This window comes from Paenibacillus sp. Pae15, assembly GCF_024519685.1.
Lineage (GTDB): Bacteria > Bacillota > Bacilli > Paenibacillales > NBRC-103111 > Paenibacillus_G > Paenibacillus_G naphthalenovorans.
Map to the genome: position 1 here is coordinate 343,068 of NZ_JALJRM010000001.1, position 14,893 is coordinate 357,960.

General features: G+C 52.8%; 19 protein-coding genes. 6 read left to right on the forward strand and 13 right to left on the reverse strand.

Annotation, left to right across the window (positions count from 1 at the left end; genetic code table 11):
• Positions 1–3: 3 nt before the first annotated feature.
• The 10 genes from rnc to NR121_RS01715 all read right to left on the reverse strand — a co-directional run bounded on the left by rnc (position 4) and on the right by NR121_RS01715 (position 7,858).
• Positions 4–708: a ribonuclease III gene (rnc, locus tag NR121_RS01670; RefSeq protein WP_054818956.1), complete on the reverse strand. Its 705-nt coding sequence runs from the start codon at positions 706–708 to the stop codon at positions 4–6.
• 87 nt (positions 709–795) lie between these two features.
• Positions 796–2,034 (reverse strand): beta-ketoacyl-ACP synthase II, encoded by a 1,239-nt coding sequence (gene fabF / locus NR121_RS01675; protein ID WP_074728128.1) that lies wholly within the window; start codon positions 2,032–2,034, stop codon positions 796–798.
• Between the two features lie 127 nt (positions 2,035–2,161).
• A complete protein-coding gene (gene acpP, locus NR121_RS01680; RefSeq protein ID WP_010501107.1) occupies positions 2,162–2,395 on the reverse strand; it encodes an acyl carrier protein in 234 nt (77 codons plus the stop codon).
• 166 nt (positions 2,396–2,561) lie between these two features.
• Entirely contained in the window at positions 2,562–3,302 is a 741-nt protein-coding gene (gene fabG / locus NR121_RS01685; RefSeq protein ID WP_054818955.1) for a 3-oxoacyl-[acyl-carrier-protein] reductase, read from the reverse strand.
• A 24-nt stretch (positions 3,303–3,326) separates the two neighbouring features.
• The gene (fabD, locus tag NR121_RS01690; protein ID WP_054818954.1) at positions 3,327–4,268 is read right to left on the reverse strand and encodes an ACP S-malonyltransferase; all 942 of its coding nucleotides are present in this window, start codon (positions 4,266–4,268) and stop codon (positions 3,327–3,329) included.
• A 45-nt stretch (positions 4,269–4,313) separates the two neighbouring features.
• Positions 4,314–5,300: a beta-ketoacyl-ACP synthase III gene (locus NR121_RS01695; RefSeq protein WP_054818953.1), complete on the reverse strand. Its 987-nt coding sequence runs from the start codon at positions 5,298–5,300 to the stop codon at positions 4,314–4,316.
• Positions 5,301–5,304: 4 nt separating this feature from the next.
• Positions 5,305–6,303 (reverse strand): phosphate acyltransferase PlsX, encoded by a 999-nt coding sequence (plsX, locus tag NR121_RS01700; protein WP_074728130.1) that lies wholly within the window; start codon positions 6,301–6,303, stop codon positions 5,305–5,307.
• Positions 6,287–6,895 carry a transcription factor FapR gene (gene fapR, locus NR121_RS01705; RefSeq protein ID WP_074728132.1) on the reverse strand — a complete coding sequence of 203 codons (609 nt, stop codon included), beginning with the start codon at positions 6,893–6,895 and terminating at the stop codon, positions 6,287–6,289. The genes plsX and fapR overlap by 17 nt, the downstream gene beginning before the upstream one ends.
• A gap of 225 nt (positions 6,896–7,120) precedes the next feature.
• Positions 7,121–7,294: a 50S ribosomal protein L32 gene (rpmF, locus tag NR121_RS01710; protein ID WP_062407904.1), complete on the reverse strand. Its 174-nt coding sequence runs from the start codon at positions 7,292–7,294 to the stop codon at positions 7,121–7,123.
• A gap of 36 nt (positions 7,295–7,330) precedes the next feature.
• Positions 7,331–7,858, reverse strand: a complete 528-nt coding sequence (locus NR121_RS01715) for a YceD family protein (RefSeq protein ID WP_054818952.1) — start codon at positions 7,856–7,858, stop codon at positions 7,331–7,333.
• 139 nt (positions 7,859–7,997) lie between these two features.
• Between NR121_RS01715 and NR121_RS01720 the strand changes: the two genes are divergently transcribed.
• Positions 7,998–9,260, forward strand: a complete 1,263-nt coding sequence (locus NR121_RS01720; RefSeq protein ID WP_137670020.1) for a nucleotidyltransferase — start codon at positions 7,998–8,000, stop codon at positions 9,258–9,260.
• Here the strand turns inward: NR121_RS01720 and NR121_RS01725 are convergent.
• The gene (locus NR121_RS01725) at positions 9,244–10,329 is read right to left on the reverse strand and encodes a SepM family pheromone-processing serine protease (protein ID WP_254777547.1); all 1,086 of its coding nucleotides are present in this window, start codon (positions 10,327–10,329) and stop codon (positions 9,244–9,246) included. The genes NR121_RS01720 and NR121_RS01725 overlap by 17 nt on opposite strands.
• Positions 10,330–10,471: 142 nt before the next feature.
• Between NR121_RS01725 and NR121_RS01730 the strand changes: the two genes are divergently transcribed.
• Positions 10,472–11,731 (forward strand): nucleoside recognition domain-containing protein, encoded by a 1,260-nt coding sequence (locus NR121_RS01730; protein ID WP_074728139.1) that lies wholly within the window; start codon positions 10,472–10,474, stop codon positions 11,729–11,731.
• Between the two features lie 65 nt (positions 11,732–11,796).
• Here NR121_RS01730 and coaD read toward each other — a convergent pair whose 3' ends face one another.
• Both coaD and rsmD read right to left on the reverse strand, forming a co-directional pair.
• Positions 11,797–12,321, reverse strand: a complete 525-nt coding sequence (gene coaD, locus NR121_RS01735; RefSeq protein ID WP_054818951.1) for a pantetheine-phosphate adenylyltransferase — start codon at positions 12,319–12,321, stop codon at positions 11,797–11,799.
• Positions 12,322–12,361: 40 nt separating this feature from the next.
• The gene (gene rsmD, locus NR121_RS01740) at positions 12,362–12,922 is read right to left on the reverse strand and encodes a 16S rRNA (guanine(966)-N(2))-methyltransferase RsmD (protein WP_054818950.1); all 561 of its coding nucleotides are present in this window, start codon (positions 12,920–12,922) and stop codon (positions 12,362–12,364) included.
• Positions 12,923–13,387: 465 nt separating this feature from the next.
• Here rsmD and sda point away from each other — a divergent pair, with 465 nt between their 5' ends.
• From sda to NR121_RS01760, 4 genes are all read left to right on the forward strand, one after another.
• The gene (gene sda / locus NR121_RS01745) at positions 13,388–13,537 is read left to right on the forward strand and encodes a sporulation histidine kinase inhibitor Sda (protein ID WP_082660703.1); all 150 of its coding nucleotides are present in this window, start codon (positions 13,388–13,390) and stop codon (positions 13,535–13,537) included.
• A 288-nt stretch (positions 13,538–13,825) separates the two neighbouring features.
• A complete protein-coding gene (locus NR121_RS01750) occupies positions 13,826–14,011 on the forward strand; it encodes a PLDc N-terminal domain-containing protein (protein WP_306277193.1) in 186 nt (61 codons plus the stop codon).
• Between the two features lie 291 nt (positions 14,012–14,302).
• Positions 14,303–14,488 (forward strand): hypothetical protein, encoded by a 186-nt coding sequence (locus NR121_RS01755; protein ID WP_054818949.1) that lies wholly within the window; start codon positions 14,303–14,305, stop codon positions 14,486–14,488.
• Positions 14,489–14,582: 94 nt separating this feature from the next.
• Positions 14,583–14,726, forward strand: a complete 144-nt coding sequence (locus NR121_RS01760) for a hypothetical protein (protein ID WP_160327348.1) — start codon at positions 14,583–14,585, stop codon at positions 14,724–14,726.
• Positions 14,727–14,893 lie beyond the last annotated feature (167 nt).

Here is a 14,893-nt window from a genome sequence, read left to right on the forward strand (position 1 = left end):
CCGTTATGGCTTCTGAACCTTTACCTGCAGTGTGTCTAATGCTTCTGCCGCCGCTTGCTGCTCCGCTTCCTTTTTGGAACGCCCGGTCCCTTGACCCAGCAGTTGATCGTGAAGATAAACCTCCGCAACAAATTCCCGCTCATGCGCCGGACCCCGTTCGTCTACGATCTTATATTCCAGCGGACCCAGATTACGCTGCTGCGTATGCTCCTGCAAAAACGTTTTAAAATCAGCCGTAAGCAAACGCCCCTGCTGAGGCAGATGAGGAAACATATGCTTTTGCAAAAACGTCCTTACCGTTTCCAACCCCTGATCCAAATACAAGGCGCCGATAAACGATTCGAACACATCTGCGAGCAGGGCCGGACGGGTTCTTCCTCCGGTCAGCTCTTCTCCTTTGCCGAGCAGCACATAAGATCCGAAATCGAGCTGTTCGGCAAAGCCGACAAGCGAGGGCTCGCAGACGATCGAAGCTCTTAATTTGGTCAGTTCTCCTTCCGGACGGTCAGGATACTTCTCAAACAAGTACTCCGATACCGTCAGTTCCAGGACAGCATCCCCTAAAAACTCCAACCGTTCGTTATCCTTGTAATGACCTACGCGGTGTTCGTTCACATAAGAGGAATGCGTAAATGCCTGTCGAAGAAGATCAGGATTATTAAAGGGCAAGCGCAATTCCGACTGGAGCTGCTTCAGGTTGCGATGCATATCTTATCACCTTCGTGTGGGCGGATGGCTTCGTGGAACCGTGGTTCCACGAAACAATATTTTAGTATAGACAACCACGAGAACATTTTATGCTTCGAATTTCTTGAGAATGACGGTGGCGTTATGGCCTCCAAAGCCGAACGAGTTGGACATCACGACATGAAGATCCGCTTGACGCGCCACATTCGGAACATAATCCAAATCGCATTCCGGATCCTGATCGTCCAGATTGATCGTCGGCGGGATCGTTCCGTGCTTCAATGCAAGCGCGCAGATCAGCGCCTCCACTCCGCCCGCAGCGCCAAGAAGATGGCCTGTCATCGACTTGGTGGAGCTGACAGCCAGCTTATAAGCGTGATCGCCAAAAGCTGTCTTGATCGCAGTGGTTTCAGATTTATCGCCGACCGGTGTCGAGGTGCCGTGCGCATTAATGTAATCGATCGCTTCAAACGAAATGCCTGCGTCTTTCACCGCTGCTGCCATGCAGCGGGCTGCGCCGTTCGGATCGGGATCTGTCATATGGTAAGCGTCGCCGCTCATGCCGTAACCGATAACCTCGCCGTAAATCCGGGCGCCGCGCTTCAAAGCATGCTCAAGCGATTCAAGAATGAGGATGCCTGCGCCTTCGCCCATAACGAAGCCGTCGCGTCCGGTATCAAAAGGGCGGCTCGCCTTCTCGGGCTCGTCATTGCGTGTCGACATCGCGCGCAGCGCGCAAAAGCCGGCGACCCCGGTCGGGCTGATCGTAGCTTCCGCACCTCCGCAAATCATGACATCCGCATCGCCGTACTGAATCTTCTTGAATGCGTCGCCAATGGAGTGCGTACCTGTGGCACAGGCGGTGACTGCCGTGCTGTTGGGCCCTTTGGCTCCCGTAATCATGGAGATTTGACCCGAAGCCATATTCGCGATCATCATCGGAATGAAGAAAGGACTCACGCGTTTCGGTCCTTTTTCAAGCAGGATTTTATGCTGCTCCTCCCAAGTGGACAGACCGCCGATGCCCGATCCTACATAAACGCCTACACGTTCGGGATTGGTATCTTCCTTAATATTCAGTCCCGAGTCTTTCAATGCCATCAGAGTGGCCGCCACGGCAAACTGCACAAATCGGTCCATTCGGCGGGCTTCCTTCTTGTCGAAGTATTCCTCAGGATTAAAGTCTTTGATTTCCGCAGCAATTCGAGTAGGATATTCGGATGCATCGAAGGACTCAATCTGGCTTATTCCGGACTTGCCGGCGAGCAGGCTTGCCCAAAACGTTTCAAGATCGCGCCCGAGCGAGGACATCACGCCGAGACCCGTAATTACGACTCTTTGTTTCACTTTAACCCACCTCTATTTTAAAATAACTTTCGTTATTTATTTCTTTATAAAAAAGCGTAAAGAGAAGCTTCCCGGGGTTCGGAATGGAGATAAGTCCCGTCACATAAAGAAACGGGACTTAGAATGATTAAGTATGAGATTTTATGTACTCAACTACTTGACCTACAGTAGTAATTTTCTCTGCATCCTCATCAGAGATTTCCATATCAAACTCATCTTCCAATTCCATAACCAATTCTACGACATCGAGAGAATCGGCACCCAAATCATCTTTAAAAGATGCTTCAAGCGTCACTTCCGCCTCATCCACACCAAGACGGTCAACGACGATACGTTTTACACGATCCAATACATCGGACATCCGGTTCACCTCCTCTTTGGTATTATACTTAACTTATGGACAAATTGCCATAGTCAGCATTGGGGACACGAAAAAAAACAATTTCACGCCTTTTCCCGCCTTCAACCGGGTTCAACCCACCCGAAATTTCACAGGTCGCACTGTCTAGTAGTTGCCCCGGGAAGGGTTACATATACATGCCGCCGTCGACGTGAATCGTTTGACCGGTCATGTACGAGGAATCCTCGGAAGCCAGGAAACGAACCGCCTTGGCGATATCCTCCGGCTGACCCAGCCGGGCAAGAGGGATTTGCTGAAGCAGTTGATCTCTCATCTCGCCCGACAGCTTGTCGGTCATATCGGTTTCGATAAATCCGGGAGCCACGCAGTTTACTGTAATTCCGCGGGAGGCAAGCTCTTTGGCCGCTGCTTTCGTCATGCCGATAACCCCTGCCTTGGCTGCTACATAGTTGGTTTGACCGGCATTGCCAAGCGCTCCGACCACAGACGAAATATTGATGATCCGTCCGGAACGCTGCTTCATCATCGGACGGCTTGCCGCCTTGAGGCAGTTAAACACGCCCTTAAGATTCGTTTCGATCACCTGATCGAATTCTTCCTCTTTCATACGCATGATCAAATTGTCTCGCGTAATGCCCGCGTTGTTGACCAGGATATCGATCCGGCCGAACGTTTCCAGGATCTGTTTAAACATATCCTCAACCTCTTGAACCGCACCTACATTCGCCTTTACCTTGATCGCTTTGCGTCCCATCGCTTCGATTTGCTGCACCGTTTCCGCCGCAGCCGCTTCGCTTCCTGCATAGTTGACAGCTACATCCGCGCCGGCCTCCGCAAGCGACAAAGCGATCGCCCGGCCTATGCCGCGTGAAGCACCGGTCACCAGCGCTACTTTACCCGTAAGCATATCCTTCCATCCCTCCCATACAGGTTATACGTTAGATTCCAGCCGGAACTTCTCGATCGCTTCCAGACTGTTCACGGAATACACTTTTACGCTGCGGTCGATTTTCTTGAGCAGTCCGGCCAGCACGGTTCCGCTTCCGATTTCCACAAACGTATCCACACCCTGCCGGATCAGCCACGATACACTATCCTCCCAAAGCACGGACGAATGAACCTGATCGACCAGTAGCTGCCGGATCTCGTCGGGTTCTCCCGCCGGCTTGGCCGTTACGTTGGCTACGACCGGGATGCTCGCCCGGTTCATCTTCAAGCCGGACAAAACGCCGGATAAACGTTCCGAGGCCGGCTTCATCAGAGAGGAATGGAACGGTCCGCTTACCTCGAGCGGAATGACGCGCTTGGCTCCCGCCTCCTTGCCGCGTTCAACAATCGCCTGCACGCCTTCCTTGCTGCCGGAAATGACGATCTGTCCCGGACAATTCAGATTGGCAAGCTCCACCACCGCTCCGCTGCCGCTGATCTCGGCACAGAGGGTTTGCAAAGCCTCGCGCTCCGCTCCGAGCACGGCAGCCATCGCTCCCTGCCCGGCAGGTACGGCTGCGTCCATAAACTCGCCGCGCGCCCGGACGGTGCGAACCGCGTCCTCGAAACCGAGCACACCGGCCGCCACAAGGGCGCTGTATTCGCCCAAACTGTGTCCTGCCAAATAATCCGGCTGCAAGCCGTGACGGGAGCGGAAAAGCTCCAGGTAAGCCATGCTCGTCGCCAGCAGCGCCGGTTGCGTATTATAAGTCAATTTCAGCTCATTCTCGGGTCCCTCAAAGATCAGTTTCGTCAAGCTGAAACCCAGCGCCTTGTCGGCCGAATCAAAGATTGACCGTGCCGCCGCTTCGGCTTCATAGATATCTTTGCCCATGCCTACGGCCTGGGCCCCTTGCCCCGGGAACACGAATGCGATTTTCCCCATGTCAAGACAGCTCCTTTCCATCCCGCTTGGTCTGCAGGTATTTTATTACCATACCAGTACGGAAGCTCCCCAGGTCAGGCCGCCGCCGAAGCCGACGAGCAGCAGACGGCTGCCTTCCTCCACTTTGCCCGCTTCCACCGCTTCCGCAAGGGCGATCGGGATCGAAGCCGCCGAGACGTTGCCGTACTTGTCCAGATTGATCATGCATTTCTCTTGACTTAGCTCCAGTCGGTTCAACGCCGATTGGATAATGCGGATATTCGCCTGATGGGGCACGAGCAGATCGATTTCGGATTTATCCATTCCCGCTTTGCGAAGCGCCTCTTCCGCGGCACTGCCCATGACGCGCACGGCAAATTTGAACACTTCCGATCCGGCCATAAAAATAAAATGCTGCTTGCCTTCCAGGCTTTGCGGAGAGGCGGGATAACGGGAGCCCCCGGCCGGAACTTTCAGGAGCTGTCCCCCGGTGCCGTCGGCGCCAAGCTCGAACGATTGGAAACCGCGGCCTTCCGGCACGACGCCAAGGACTGCGGCACCCGCCCCGTCGCCGAACAAAATGCAGGTGTTCCGGTCGGTGTAATCCGTGATCCTGGACAGGCATTCCGCTCCGACCACAAGCGCATATTTATACGTTCCGGTCGCAATAAAATTTGACGCATTGGCCAGACCGTAAATAAATCCGGTGCAGGCTGCGGACAAGTCGAAAGCCGCCGCTTTCTTCGCCCCCAGCTTTTCCTGCAAAATGCAGGCCGTCGAAGGGAAGGCCATATCCGGCGTAACCGTCGCCACAACGATCAGATCGAGCTGTTCCGCCGTAATTCCCGCATTTTTCAGCGCCTGCAAAGCGGCCTCATAAGCCAAATCGGACGAGGCTTGCTCGGGAGAAGCCATCCGGCGTTCACGAATCCCGGTACGGGTAACGATCCACTCGTCGTTTGTGTCCACCATTTTTTCCAGATCTTGATTCGTCAGCACCCGCTCGGGCACATATTTTCCCGTCCCTATAATACCAACAGGCAATAAGTTCATTGGTTTACAACTCGCTTCCATTACGGATTTCTGTCGATATACTTCCGACCAAATCGTTCATCAAGGCCAGCCGGGCTTGCCGCACCGCATTTTTGAACGCCAGGGCATTGGAAGAACCATGGCTTTTCAGCACCAAGCCGTCGATGCCGAGCAGCGGAGCGGCGCCATGTTCCGTGTAATCCAGCTTTTTGCGGAATTGGCCCAGCCCCTTTTTCACGATCGCAGCGGCAAGCTTGGTGTACCAGGTACGCGTAAACTCCTCTTTCAACGCCGAGAAAATAACGGATGCCGTACCTTCCATCGACTTCAGCATGATGTTGCCCGCAAAGCCGTCGCACACGACAACGTCACAGGGCTTCCGCAGCACATCCCTGGACTCCACGTTGCCGACAAACCGTATCGGCGCTTGTTCCAGCAGCGGGAAGGCCGCTTTGGCCACTTCATTGCCCTTCATGGCTTCCGTACCTACGTTAAGAAGACCGACACGCGGCTCATGAAGACCGTGCACCTTACTTCGATACAGGCTACCCATGATCGCGTACTGCACCAATTGATTTGCAGTGGCATCCATGTTGGCTCCCAAATCAAGCGCCAGTATGCCTTCCCCGTCCGTCGTCGGCAGCATCGGAGCCAAAGCCGGCCTCTCGATGCCCGGAATCCGGCCGACCACAAGCAGCCCCGTCGTCATGAGCGCACCTGTATTGCCCGCCGAAATCATCGCATCGGCTTCCTTCTCCTTCACCATCCGGCCCGCAACTACCATGGAAGCGTCTTTTTTGCGCCTAACCGCCTTGACGGGCTCGTCATCGGCTTCAATCGTTTCGGAGGCATGCCGAAGCTCGAGATTGGCCGGCTCGTTTCCTTGAAGAAGCGGCTGGAGCCGGTCGGTGTCCCCCACCAGAATGACGGTAATATCCGCCCACTCTTTAGCCGCAGAGACAGCCCCTTCTACCGCCGCTTGCGGCGCGTGGTCTCCACCCATCGCATCAATCGCGATCCGCATGAGCTTCACCTCCTTCGGAGCGGTCTTTTTTCGAATGATAAATAATGAAATTTCCTTGAAACACTACCTCGTCTCCGACGTAGGTAAATACCTCCACCTTCGCTTTTCCTTTGGAAATGGAACGGACATACGCCTTCGCGATGCACTTTTCCCCCAAACGGACCTGCCGCACAAAGCGGATGTCCGCCGCCGCCGTGAGGGCGACCTGATCGTTGATCAGCGCTACGGCAAGCGAATTCGCCTGGGAGAAAATATGATGACCCCGTGCGATTTTCGTACGGGAGAACACATGCTCCTCTTTGATTTCAAAGATGGAAATCCCGCTTTTGTCAAGCTGAAGATCGATCACATCCCCAATGACTTCGTGAAGGGGAAGAGACCGCACCTGGTCATAAGACTGCTCGGCCATCATCTTCATCCGCTCGCGCAGCTCGGGGATACCGAGTTCCAGCCGATCCAGCCGGATGGTTTGTATACTTACCTGGAACAATCGTGTTAATTCTTCATCCGTAATAAAAGGGTTCTCTTCTATCGCTTTGGCCAACTGCTGCTGGCGCTGTCGTTTCGGTATGCGTTCGATGACGAGCACCACCTTTGTTCACATATGTACGAAAAACTTCTCATTCAAACCCTTTTACATCAAGCTATTGGCGTGTAAGCAGGAGCTTTTCTTTTCACTCCTCCCACTGAATACTTCATCTTATGACCAAGTCATAAAGAAAAGTATAAAGGATTCCTGTTTAAAATGGAAGTTGGCCGGCAAAAAAAATAGCGCCTCACCCCAGAGGGAAGCACTATTTTCTCGAACCGTATGCGATTACTGGTTCACGATCTCTCTTTTTTTGTAATGACCGCAAACTTTGCATACACGGTGAGCCATTTTCAACTCTCCGCAATTGTCACATTTAATCATGCCCGGAACTTCTAATTTAAAGTGAGTACGGCGCTTGTCACGGCGCGTTTTGGATGTTCTCCTTTGAGGTACTGCCATATTCCCACCTCCTTCAACGAATTCATTGCCGCCCGCCTACGATTGATCTTTAAAGAAATCCGCCAGTCCGGCCAGACGCGGGTCCACCTTGTCCTGGTGGCAGCCGCAAGCCTGTTCGTTTCTGTTGGTTCCGCAAACGGGACACAGCCCCTTGCAATCTTCACTGCACAGCGGAATGAACGGCACGGCAAGCATCACGCTCTCGACCAGATAAGGCTTCAGCTCTATTCGATCCTCTGAGACGTAAAGCACGTCTTCCTCGTTCTCTTCTTCGTCATCGGATGCATCCAGCAGCTTTTCTTCGCTTTTGACGAACGTTTCGTGAAACGGAATCGTCAAATGTTGAGCTACCGGAGCAAGGCATCGGGAACAGGCTTGTTCCACATCGATTTCCAGCTCTCCGGAAACTTCCGCAGCACCGGCTTGATCCTGCGCCTCCAGTCGGACGTGCAGGGGACCATAATCCAGCAAGCTTCCCGATTTCGGAAGAAACCCGGTCAAATCCTCGGTGCCTTCCAGCCGGATCGTGCCTTTTGCAGCCAAATCCTTTAAATGTATAAACACGAGATCACCCCAAACAAACAAAGATTATTATATCGACAACCGTTACATTTTGTCAACATTTTCAGTTCGTGCTATAGTGAATAATCATGTGTCTATGTTGTGAAAATGCACTGTGCAGCATGAACGGAGGACATTCCCTATGCGAACGGTCGGTTTAATTGTCGAATATAATCCGCTGCATAACGGTCACTACTATCATTACCAACAATCGAAAAAGGTTACGGGAGCGGACAGTGCGATTTGTATCATGAGCGGTCATTTCCTTCAACGGGGCGAGCCGGCCGTCGTCAATAAATGGGCGCGCGCCGAGATGGCGCTGCGCATGGGCGCCGACCTCGTGCTGGAGCTGCCTGTCGCCTTCTCCGCCCAGCCTGCGGAATGGTTTGCTTACGGAGCGGTGTCCGCTTTGGACGCTACCGGGATCGTAGACAGCCTGTGCTTCGGCTGCGAGAGCGGCAGCATCGATTGGCTGAAGGCGGCGGCGGACAAGCTGCACGAGGAGCCCGAAGAGCTGGCACGGTTGCTGCAGCTCGAGCTGAAAAAAGGCATGCCGTATCCGGCGGCCTACAGCAAAGCGGTATCTCATCTTCTGCCCGGGGCCAAGGAAGAAGAATTGGCAAAGCCGAACAATACGCTCGGGCTTCATTATGTGATCGCGCTGCGCCGTCTTCAAAGCCGGATTGAACCGTTCGCGATCACAAGAACGAAAGCGGAATTTAACCAGGCGAATATCACCGATAACCGGATTGCCAGCGCTACGGCCATCCGACGGATCCTGATGACGGACCGGTCGCTTACGGGCATCCGACCTTTCGTGCCCGCCGCAACACTGGAGATCATGACCCGCGAATGGAAGGCCGGCCGCGGACCGGTCGATTGGGAGCGCTTTGCGAAGCCGCTGCTGCTGCAGCTGATGCATCACAGCCCAGAGCAGCTTACGTCCTTTCATGAGGTGACCGAGGGGCTTGAGCACCGTATCCGCAAGGCGCTGGCGGACCTTCGTCCGGATACCGACGGGGACGCAGCACAAGCTTTGGTGGAGACGCTGATCGACAAGCTCAAAACGAAGCGGTACACGCGAACCAAGCTGCAGCGGACCCTGCTGCGTATCCTGCTGAACCATAGCAAGCAGGACCTATCCCCCGAAACGCTGCGGCAGGGCGTTCCGTATTTGCGGGTGCTGGGCTTCAGCCCGAAAGGACAGGAGCTGCTCAAACGGATGAAAAAAACGGCGAAGGTGCCTATCGTCACCAAAGTGACCACAGCAGCCTCGCCGCTCCTGGAGCTGGATATCCGCGCAACATCCGTCTATGCCTTGGGCTATGCGTCGCCGACACCGGACGATTGGTTCAGGGATTATTACGAAGCGCCCATTCGTATCCGGTCTAACTGCTTGGCTTGACCGGCAAACCGGCCAAGTACTGCAAAGCCTCATCCAACGTTCCTACGGGAACGACGGTCATGTCCGTACCGATTTCTTCAGCCCGCTTCTTTGCATCCGTATAGTTGGGGATCGTTCGACCGTCCGGCATACGGTAATCCTTGGGGCTGAAGAAAATGTCGGCTCCCGCCCGGTCGGCTGCGACAACCTTATGTTGAATGCCCCCGATCACCCCAACATTGCCTTCCGGGTCAATCTCACCGGTGCCTGCGATTTTATACCCTTTCGTAATATCTTCCGGTACAAAACGGTTATAAATCTCAAGCGCAAACATCAGCCCGGCGGAGGGGCCGCCGATGTTCCCAGCCTTAATCGACACTTGTTTGCTTTCGTCTTCCGCCTTAACGCTGTGAACCTCTGCAGGAACGATGCCCAGTCCGGCTCTTTGCCTTTGGGCACCTGCCGGAGCAGTGGCGTCCTCGCTTGGCAGAACCGCCAAAGCGATGTTGCCCGTCCGGATGACGTTTCCCCGCTTATAGCTTATGGCCGCCGTATCCCCGGCTTTTTTATTCGCTAACGACGCCCTTAATTCATCCGCCGTTGTAATGGGCTTATCATCCACCTTGACGATATAATCCCCGGCCCGAAGAATCTCATGAGCCGGATAATCGGGATAAATATGCTCGACGACGACCCCGTCATGGCTGATCCGATATGGAATGTTCAACTTGTTATAGACAGCCTGAATCGCATCCGCTTGCGATGTCATCATGACGACCGCTTGCCGCTGGGTATATTCCGATTCGGACTCTCCCTTGCGCAGCAGGTCCTCCTTTAAACGCAGCTCCTGATAAGGGCTTATAAACGACATCAGGTACCCGTACACCGTTGCATCGCTTACCGCGACCGTGGTCAGCATAAACTGCCCTTTCTCTTCTTCGGACGCAGCCTGCTCCACTTGAACCATAGGCTGTATAACATCGGCCGTGCCGGGTTTGAAAATATACAGCGGCAGCGGCATGAAATAAATGAGATACAACAAAGCTATGGCAGTGAAAACCGAAAAAACGATGCGTGACGCCCGTTTCATATGTCGAGCCTCTCCCATAGAGCGTTTCCCCACCCGTTCCTTATGATAACCATCTCTCTGTATGGTGCGTCGGCATGGTCTAATCCATGCGGACAAAGCGTAAACATGTACCAATCTGATTTAAAAAGCTGGAGTGATTCGGATGAAAGCGTTGCAGGCCCTTCTTTCCCCACGCTTGACTACGTTGTACTTAGGCGCTGCGGCGCTTGCTTTGGTGATCAGCATCATCTTGTTCCCCGACCAAGCCTTTCAAGCCTCCCTTCAAGGCTTGAGCCTCTGGTGGAAGCTTGTGTTCCCGGCGCTGCTGCCGTTCCTGATCATTACCGAGCTGCTGCGCGGCATGGGAGTCCTGCACGGCCTCGGCGCATTGATGGAGCCTTTGCTGCGCGCACTCCTTCGGCTCCCCGGCGCCGGAGGCTGGGTAATCTCCCTCGGCTTCACGGCAGGCATGCCCGCCGGAGCCGCAGGGGTAAGCGCACTTCGCAAGGACGGGCTGCTTACACGGGAAGAAGGCGAACGGCTGTTGGCCGTTTCCCATATGTCCAGTCCCGTATTTATGATCGGCGTCGTCGGCGTCGGTTTCCTCGGCAGCCCTGCCGCCGGACTCGCGCTCGCCATTATCCATTATGCCGCGGCCCTGTTCATGGCCGTCTTTCACCGGTTCGGTTCCGGAAGGTACGCTCCCGTGAAAAAATACGCCGGAAAAGGCTGGATCTCTCACAGCTTTCAAGCGTTTTATGAAGCGAGGGTCCGCGACGGCCGGACGTTCGGCAAGCTGCTGGGTGATGCCGTCTCTTCCGGTGTGCAGCAGCTTTTCATTATTGGCGGGTACATCATGATGTTCTCCGTACTGGTCCATGCCCTGTCCCTTACCGGCCTGCCGGAGGCGCTGGCTTCCGCCGTTTCCCTGCTCGGAGCAAATCCAGGCGACGCGCTTTCGCTGATCTCCGCACTATTGACCGGTTTATTCGAACCGCACCTGGGCGCTTACGCGATGGCGCAGGCGGCCGGCGCATCCCAAAGTTCGTTCTTTTATGCGCTTCTCAGCATGCTGCTGGCTTGGGGCGGCCTGTCCACCCATGCACAAGTCAAAAGCCTGACCGTCTCGACGGATCTGCGGTATTTGCATTTTGTACGGTCGCGCATCCACCATGGAAGCATCGCCTTTGTGCTGACGCTGGTCTCCTGGAAGCCGCTGATGAGCTGGATGAGCCAAGAACAGCCCGTTCTCGCCAACTATGGCATCTACGGCTCCGATTGGGATGCCGGACGCGACAGTCTCTGGCCGTTCATTAGCCCGATGATGCTCCAGTTCGGAACCGTCATCTTGATCCTTCTAGTGCTTTCGGTGTTCGCAGCCTTTCTCTTTTACCGGGGACGCCAAAGGAACGGTCCGTTGTAAAGGAATCTGCGGTAACCCGTCGATGCAGGAGTATTAAGGAACAAGGCGTTTTTTCTACGCGGTGCCTAAGCCTTTACCCCGGTTCCATATTTGCCCTTCAGCGCCTTTTCTACCTCGGGAGGCACCAAATCGACCACTGGCCCGTGGAACCGGGCAACCTCTTTGACGATACTGGAGCTTAAGTACGAGTATTTGGGCGTGGACGTCATAAAGAACGTCTCAATATCATCTTTCAGCTTTCGATTTGTCGACGCCAGCTGCATCTCATATTCGAAATCCGAAACCGCGCGCAGTCCTCTGACGATAAGATTCGCGTTTTTTTTCTGCATATAATTGATAAGCAAATCGCGAAATCCGTCGATTTCTACATTCGGCAGATCGGCCGTCACCCTGCGCAGCAGTTCCATTCGCTCCTCCAGCGTAAACAGCGGATTTTTGCTCGTATTGTTCAGCACCGCCACCACCAGCTTATCGAACACCTTGGCAGCCCGGCGAATAATGTCCAGATGCCCGTTCGTCACAGGATCAAAACTTCCTGGATAAACCGCCACTTGGAGTCTTTGATTGGTTCCCTGCTCTTTTACGTCCATTTGTATGGTCAGCCCCCTATAACATTGCCCTTTGATGTTTCTATACCCTTGTACGGTTTTGATAAATCGTTATCGCCGTATCCCCGTATTCCGCCCGGCGTACCTGTTCCAACATTCCATAGGATTCCTCATGCCGGTCCTGCGCATCATGCTCGACGACGACGCGAGCTTCACCGGCCAGCAAGCCGCTCTGCTGCAATTGCTCCAGCAGCTCCCCGATGATCTTTAACTTGTATGGCGGATCCACAAAAACCAGATCAAACCGCGCCTCCCGTTTTGAAAGCGCTTTGATGGCGCGAAAGGCGTCATTGCGGTAAATCTCAGCCCGGTCCGAAAAGCCGGTGTTCTGAAGATTGTGACGGATCGTGTCGATCGCTTTCTTGTCCATATCCGTCAGCACGGCCCGGTCCATTCCGCGGCTGAGCGCTTCAATACTGAGCCCGCCTGTCCCGGCGAACAAATCCAGCACTTGTCCGCCGTCGAAATAAGGTCCGATCATGCTGAACACCGCTTCTTTCACCTTATCCGTTGTGGGCCTCGTCCCCATACCCGGCACCGCTTTGAGCGGCCGCCCTTTGGCACTGCCCGATATGACTCTCATCTTACAGCCTTCCTTTACCTGCGTAGTAATGCTATCGTACCATAAACAAATTCTTTTGCACAAAAAATCTAAAAAAATTTTTCCGGCCGATGTATATCTTGGTTCCGATCGGGTCATCCTTATATCATCGACATCCGAAAATGTCGTAGACAACCGCGGAGAAGACTTACGTTCCCCATAAGCTCTTCGTCCGGTTTCTCCTCTCCCATGAAAGGGCCTCGTCGCGAGACGGGGCCCTGAATTATTATGATCCCCCTCGATCAAGCCTCGATGATAACCATATACCCAAAATCCTCTTTTTTCCATTAATATTACTTTTTGTATTCATTCGCCGGATCGGCATTTTGAACTATAGTGTACGGGTTATATAGGTAAACGAATTTGATATTTCTATTGATTCCATTTCCGGATATTCTGTACACGGTGAAGGGATAGGATCCATTCGCTATCAAAGGAGACATTTGAGTGCGAAGGATATCTGACGTTGCACTAATCCATGCGTACAAGCTAGCCATTGAACTTGATTTAGACAGGGACTTTATAAAAATGCTTGAGAAGGAGATCGAACGCAGAGGGATGAACATTCCAACTCTGCTCAAAAAACAAGAAGAGTAGAAGTCACCGCTATTACTGACTGATTTAACTATAATCTGAAGGGCGGATGGATTCTACTCCTTTCACTGGTGGGGCATCATGCCCCACCTTATTCTGGTACTTTTCGAGGCCCATGAGCCAGCCGGTTGCATTGCTGCTCTGCAGCACCGTAATCATACCAGCCGATACACCCGGCTCAAAAGAGCGGATTTTTTTATATTGAAACTTCCAAATTTTCGTTATAATCAGGAATAGAATACAATTCGAGGTGAGAGAATGGTTGTGGAACCAGGCTTTATGTTTAGCGGTATGATCATTTTTGTTTTCGTATTTGGCCTTTTGCTTTCCGTATTACATATCATTTTAAGCATTTGGGCTTATCGGGATGCTTTGAGCAGGGGCAAAAGCCAGGAATATGCGATTATCGTGCTGTTTGGCCTACTGTTTTTTCCAGTGATGGGCCTTATCGTATATTTAGTCATCCGAAATGATTGAGCGTTAACCCAGGGCCTCTGTCGCTAGACGGGCCGTTATGATAAGCCTTAAATCAAGCATGCCTTTTGTTAGTCTACGGGCATTGGCCAGTAAGGTTCTATATGTGTGATATCGAGCGGTTTTCATCATAAACCCCCGGATGAAACAATAAACGAAATTGCAAACGGAATCAGCGCTCTGCTTGTTGTCATATCTCATTTTTATGGAGAGGCGTTTTTTTGCCGTGAAAGATTTACATAAAAAGAAACGGTTCTGTATACCATACAAAGGATAAAAATCCCCGGAAGGACGATGAATGCAATGGACAATGAAAAGGATTATCTCAACGATACATCCAATACCGCTGCTGGCATCAATACACCACCCGATCAGCAGGATGTGGCCGCAACCGATTTACTGAATGATTTCGTTGAACAGATAATGGATAATATACAACATGCCTTCGATGGCGATGATGAAGATTCCAATAAAAAATAAAGGGTGCGTCATTTCACTTATCTTGTACAAGCGCGGACACGAATTCTTCCTTTCAGCCGTACACTGATTGCAAATACCGAAAGGACGGATCGCGATGAACAAGATGGTTGAGCATGCTATCAAGGTGCTTACGGAAGATAAAGACATGATCCAAATGTTTAAGGATATGGAAGTGCTGCAGAAAGAATTGGAAGTGCTGTTCAAACAAATGGAAAATTTGAAAAAACAAAACAAATAGTGCAAGGGGGTGTCCCATAAGTCACCGAGGTGACGGGGTACCCCTTTTTCATTTTTGTAAAACAAAAGGTGTGCGCCTACACCCAGCGGATCTATTTCTCACGTCAGATCGCCAAAGCCGTCCGCGAAAATATCATGTTCATGTGGCTTGCGGCCAGACAGCGGCCG

Excerpts from the sequence above, each read along its gene's own strand:
- rnc (WP_054818956.1), bottom strand. The coding sequence starts at position 708 with ATGCATCGCAACCTGAAGCAGCTCCAGTCGGAATTGCGCTTGCCCTTT.
- acpP (WP_010501107.1), bottom strand. The coding sequence starts at position 2,395 with ATGTCCGATGTATTGGATCGTGTAAAACGTATCGTCGTTGACCGTCTT.
- fabG (WP_054818955.1), bottom strand. The coding sequence starts at position 3,302 with ATGCTTACGGGTAAAGTAGCGCTGGTGACCGGTGCTTCACGCGGCATA.
- fabD (WP_054818954.1), bottom strand. The coding sequence starts at position 4,268 with ATGGGGAAAATCGCATTCGTGTTCCCGGGGCAAGGGGCCCAGGCCGTA.
- NR121_RS01695 (WP_054818953.1), bottom strand. The coding sequence starts at position 5,300 with ATGAACTTATTGCCTGTTGGTATTATAGGGACGGGAAAATATGTGCCC.
- plsX (WP_074728130.1), bottom strand. The coding sequence starts at position 6,303 with ATGCGGATCGCGATTGATGCGATGGGTGGAGACCACGCGCCGCAAGCG.
- rpmF (WP_062407904.1), bottom strand. The coding sequence starts at position 7,294 with ATGGCAGTACCTCAAAGGAGAACATCCAAAACGCGCCGTGACAAGCGC.
- NR121_RS01720 (WP_137670020.1), top strand. The coding sequence starts at position 7,998 with ATGCGAACGGTCGGTTTAATTGTCGAATATAATCCGCTGCATAACGGT.
- NR121_RS01725 (WP_254777547.1), bottom strand. The coding sequence starts at position 10,329 with ATGAAACGGGCGTCACGCATCGTTTTTTCGGTTTTCACTGCCATAGCT.
- NR121_RS01730 (WP_074728139.1), top strand. The coding sequence starts at position 10,472 with ATGAAAGCGTTGCAGGCCCTTCTTTCCCCACGCTTGACTACGTTGTAC.
- coaD (WP_054818951.1), bottom strand. The coding sequence starts at position 12,321 with ATGGACGTAAAAGAGCAGGGAACCAATCAAAGACTCCAAGTGGCGGTT.
- rsmD (WP_054818950.1), bottom strand. The coding sequence starts at position 12,922 with ATGAGAGTCATATCGGGCAGTGCCAAAGGGCGGCCGCTCAAAGCGGTG.
- NR121_RS01750 (WP_306277193.1), top strand. The coding sequence starts at position 13,826 with ATGATCATTTTTGTTTTCGTATTTGGCCTTTTGCTTTCCGTATTACAT.
- NR121_RS01755 (WP_054818949.1), top strand. The coding sequence starts at position 14,303 with ATGAATGCAATGGACAATGAAAAGGATTATCTCAACGATACATCCAAT.
- NR121_RS01760 (WP_160327348.1), top strand. The coding sequence starts at position 14,583 with ATGAACAAGATGGTTGAGCATGCTATCAAGGTGCTTACGGAAGATAAA.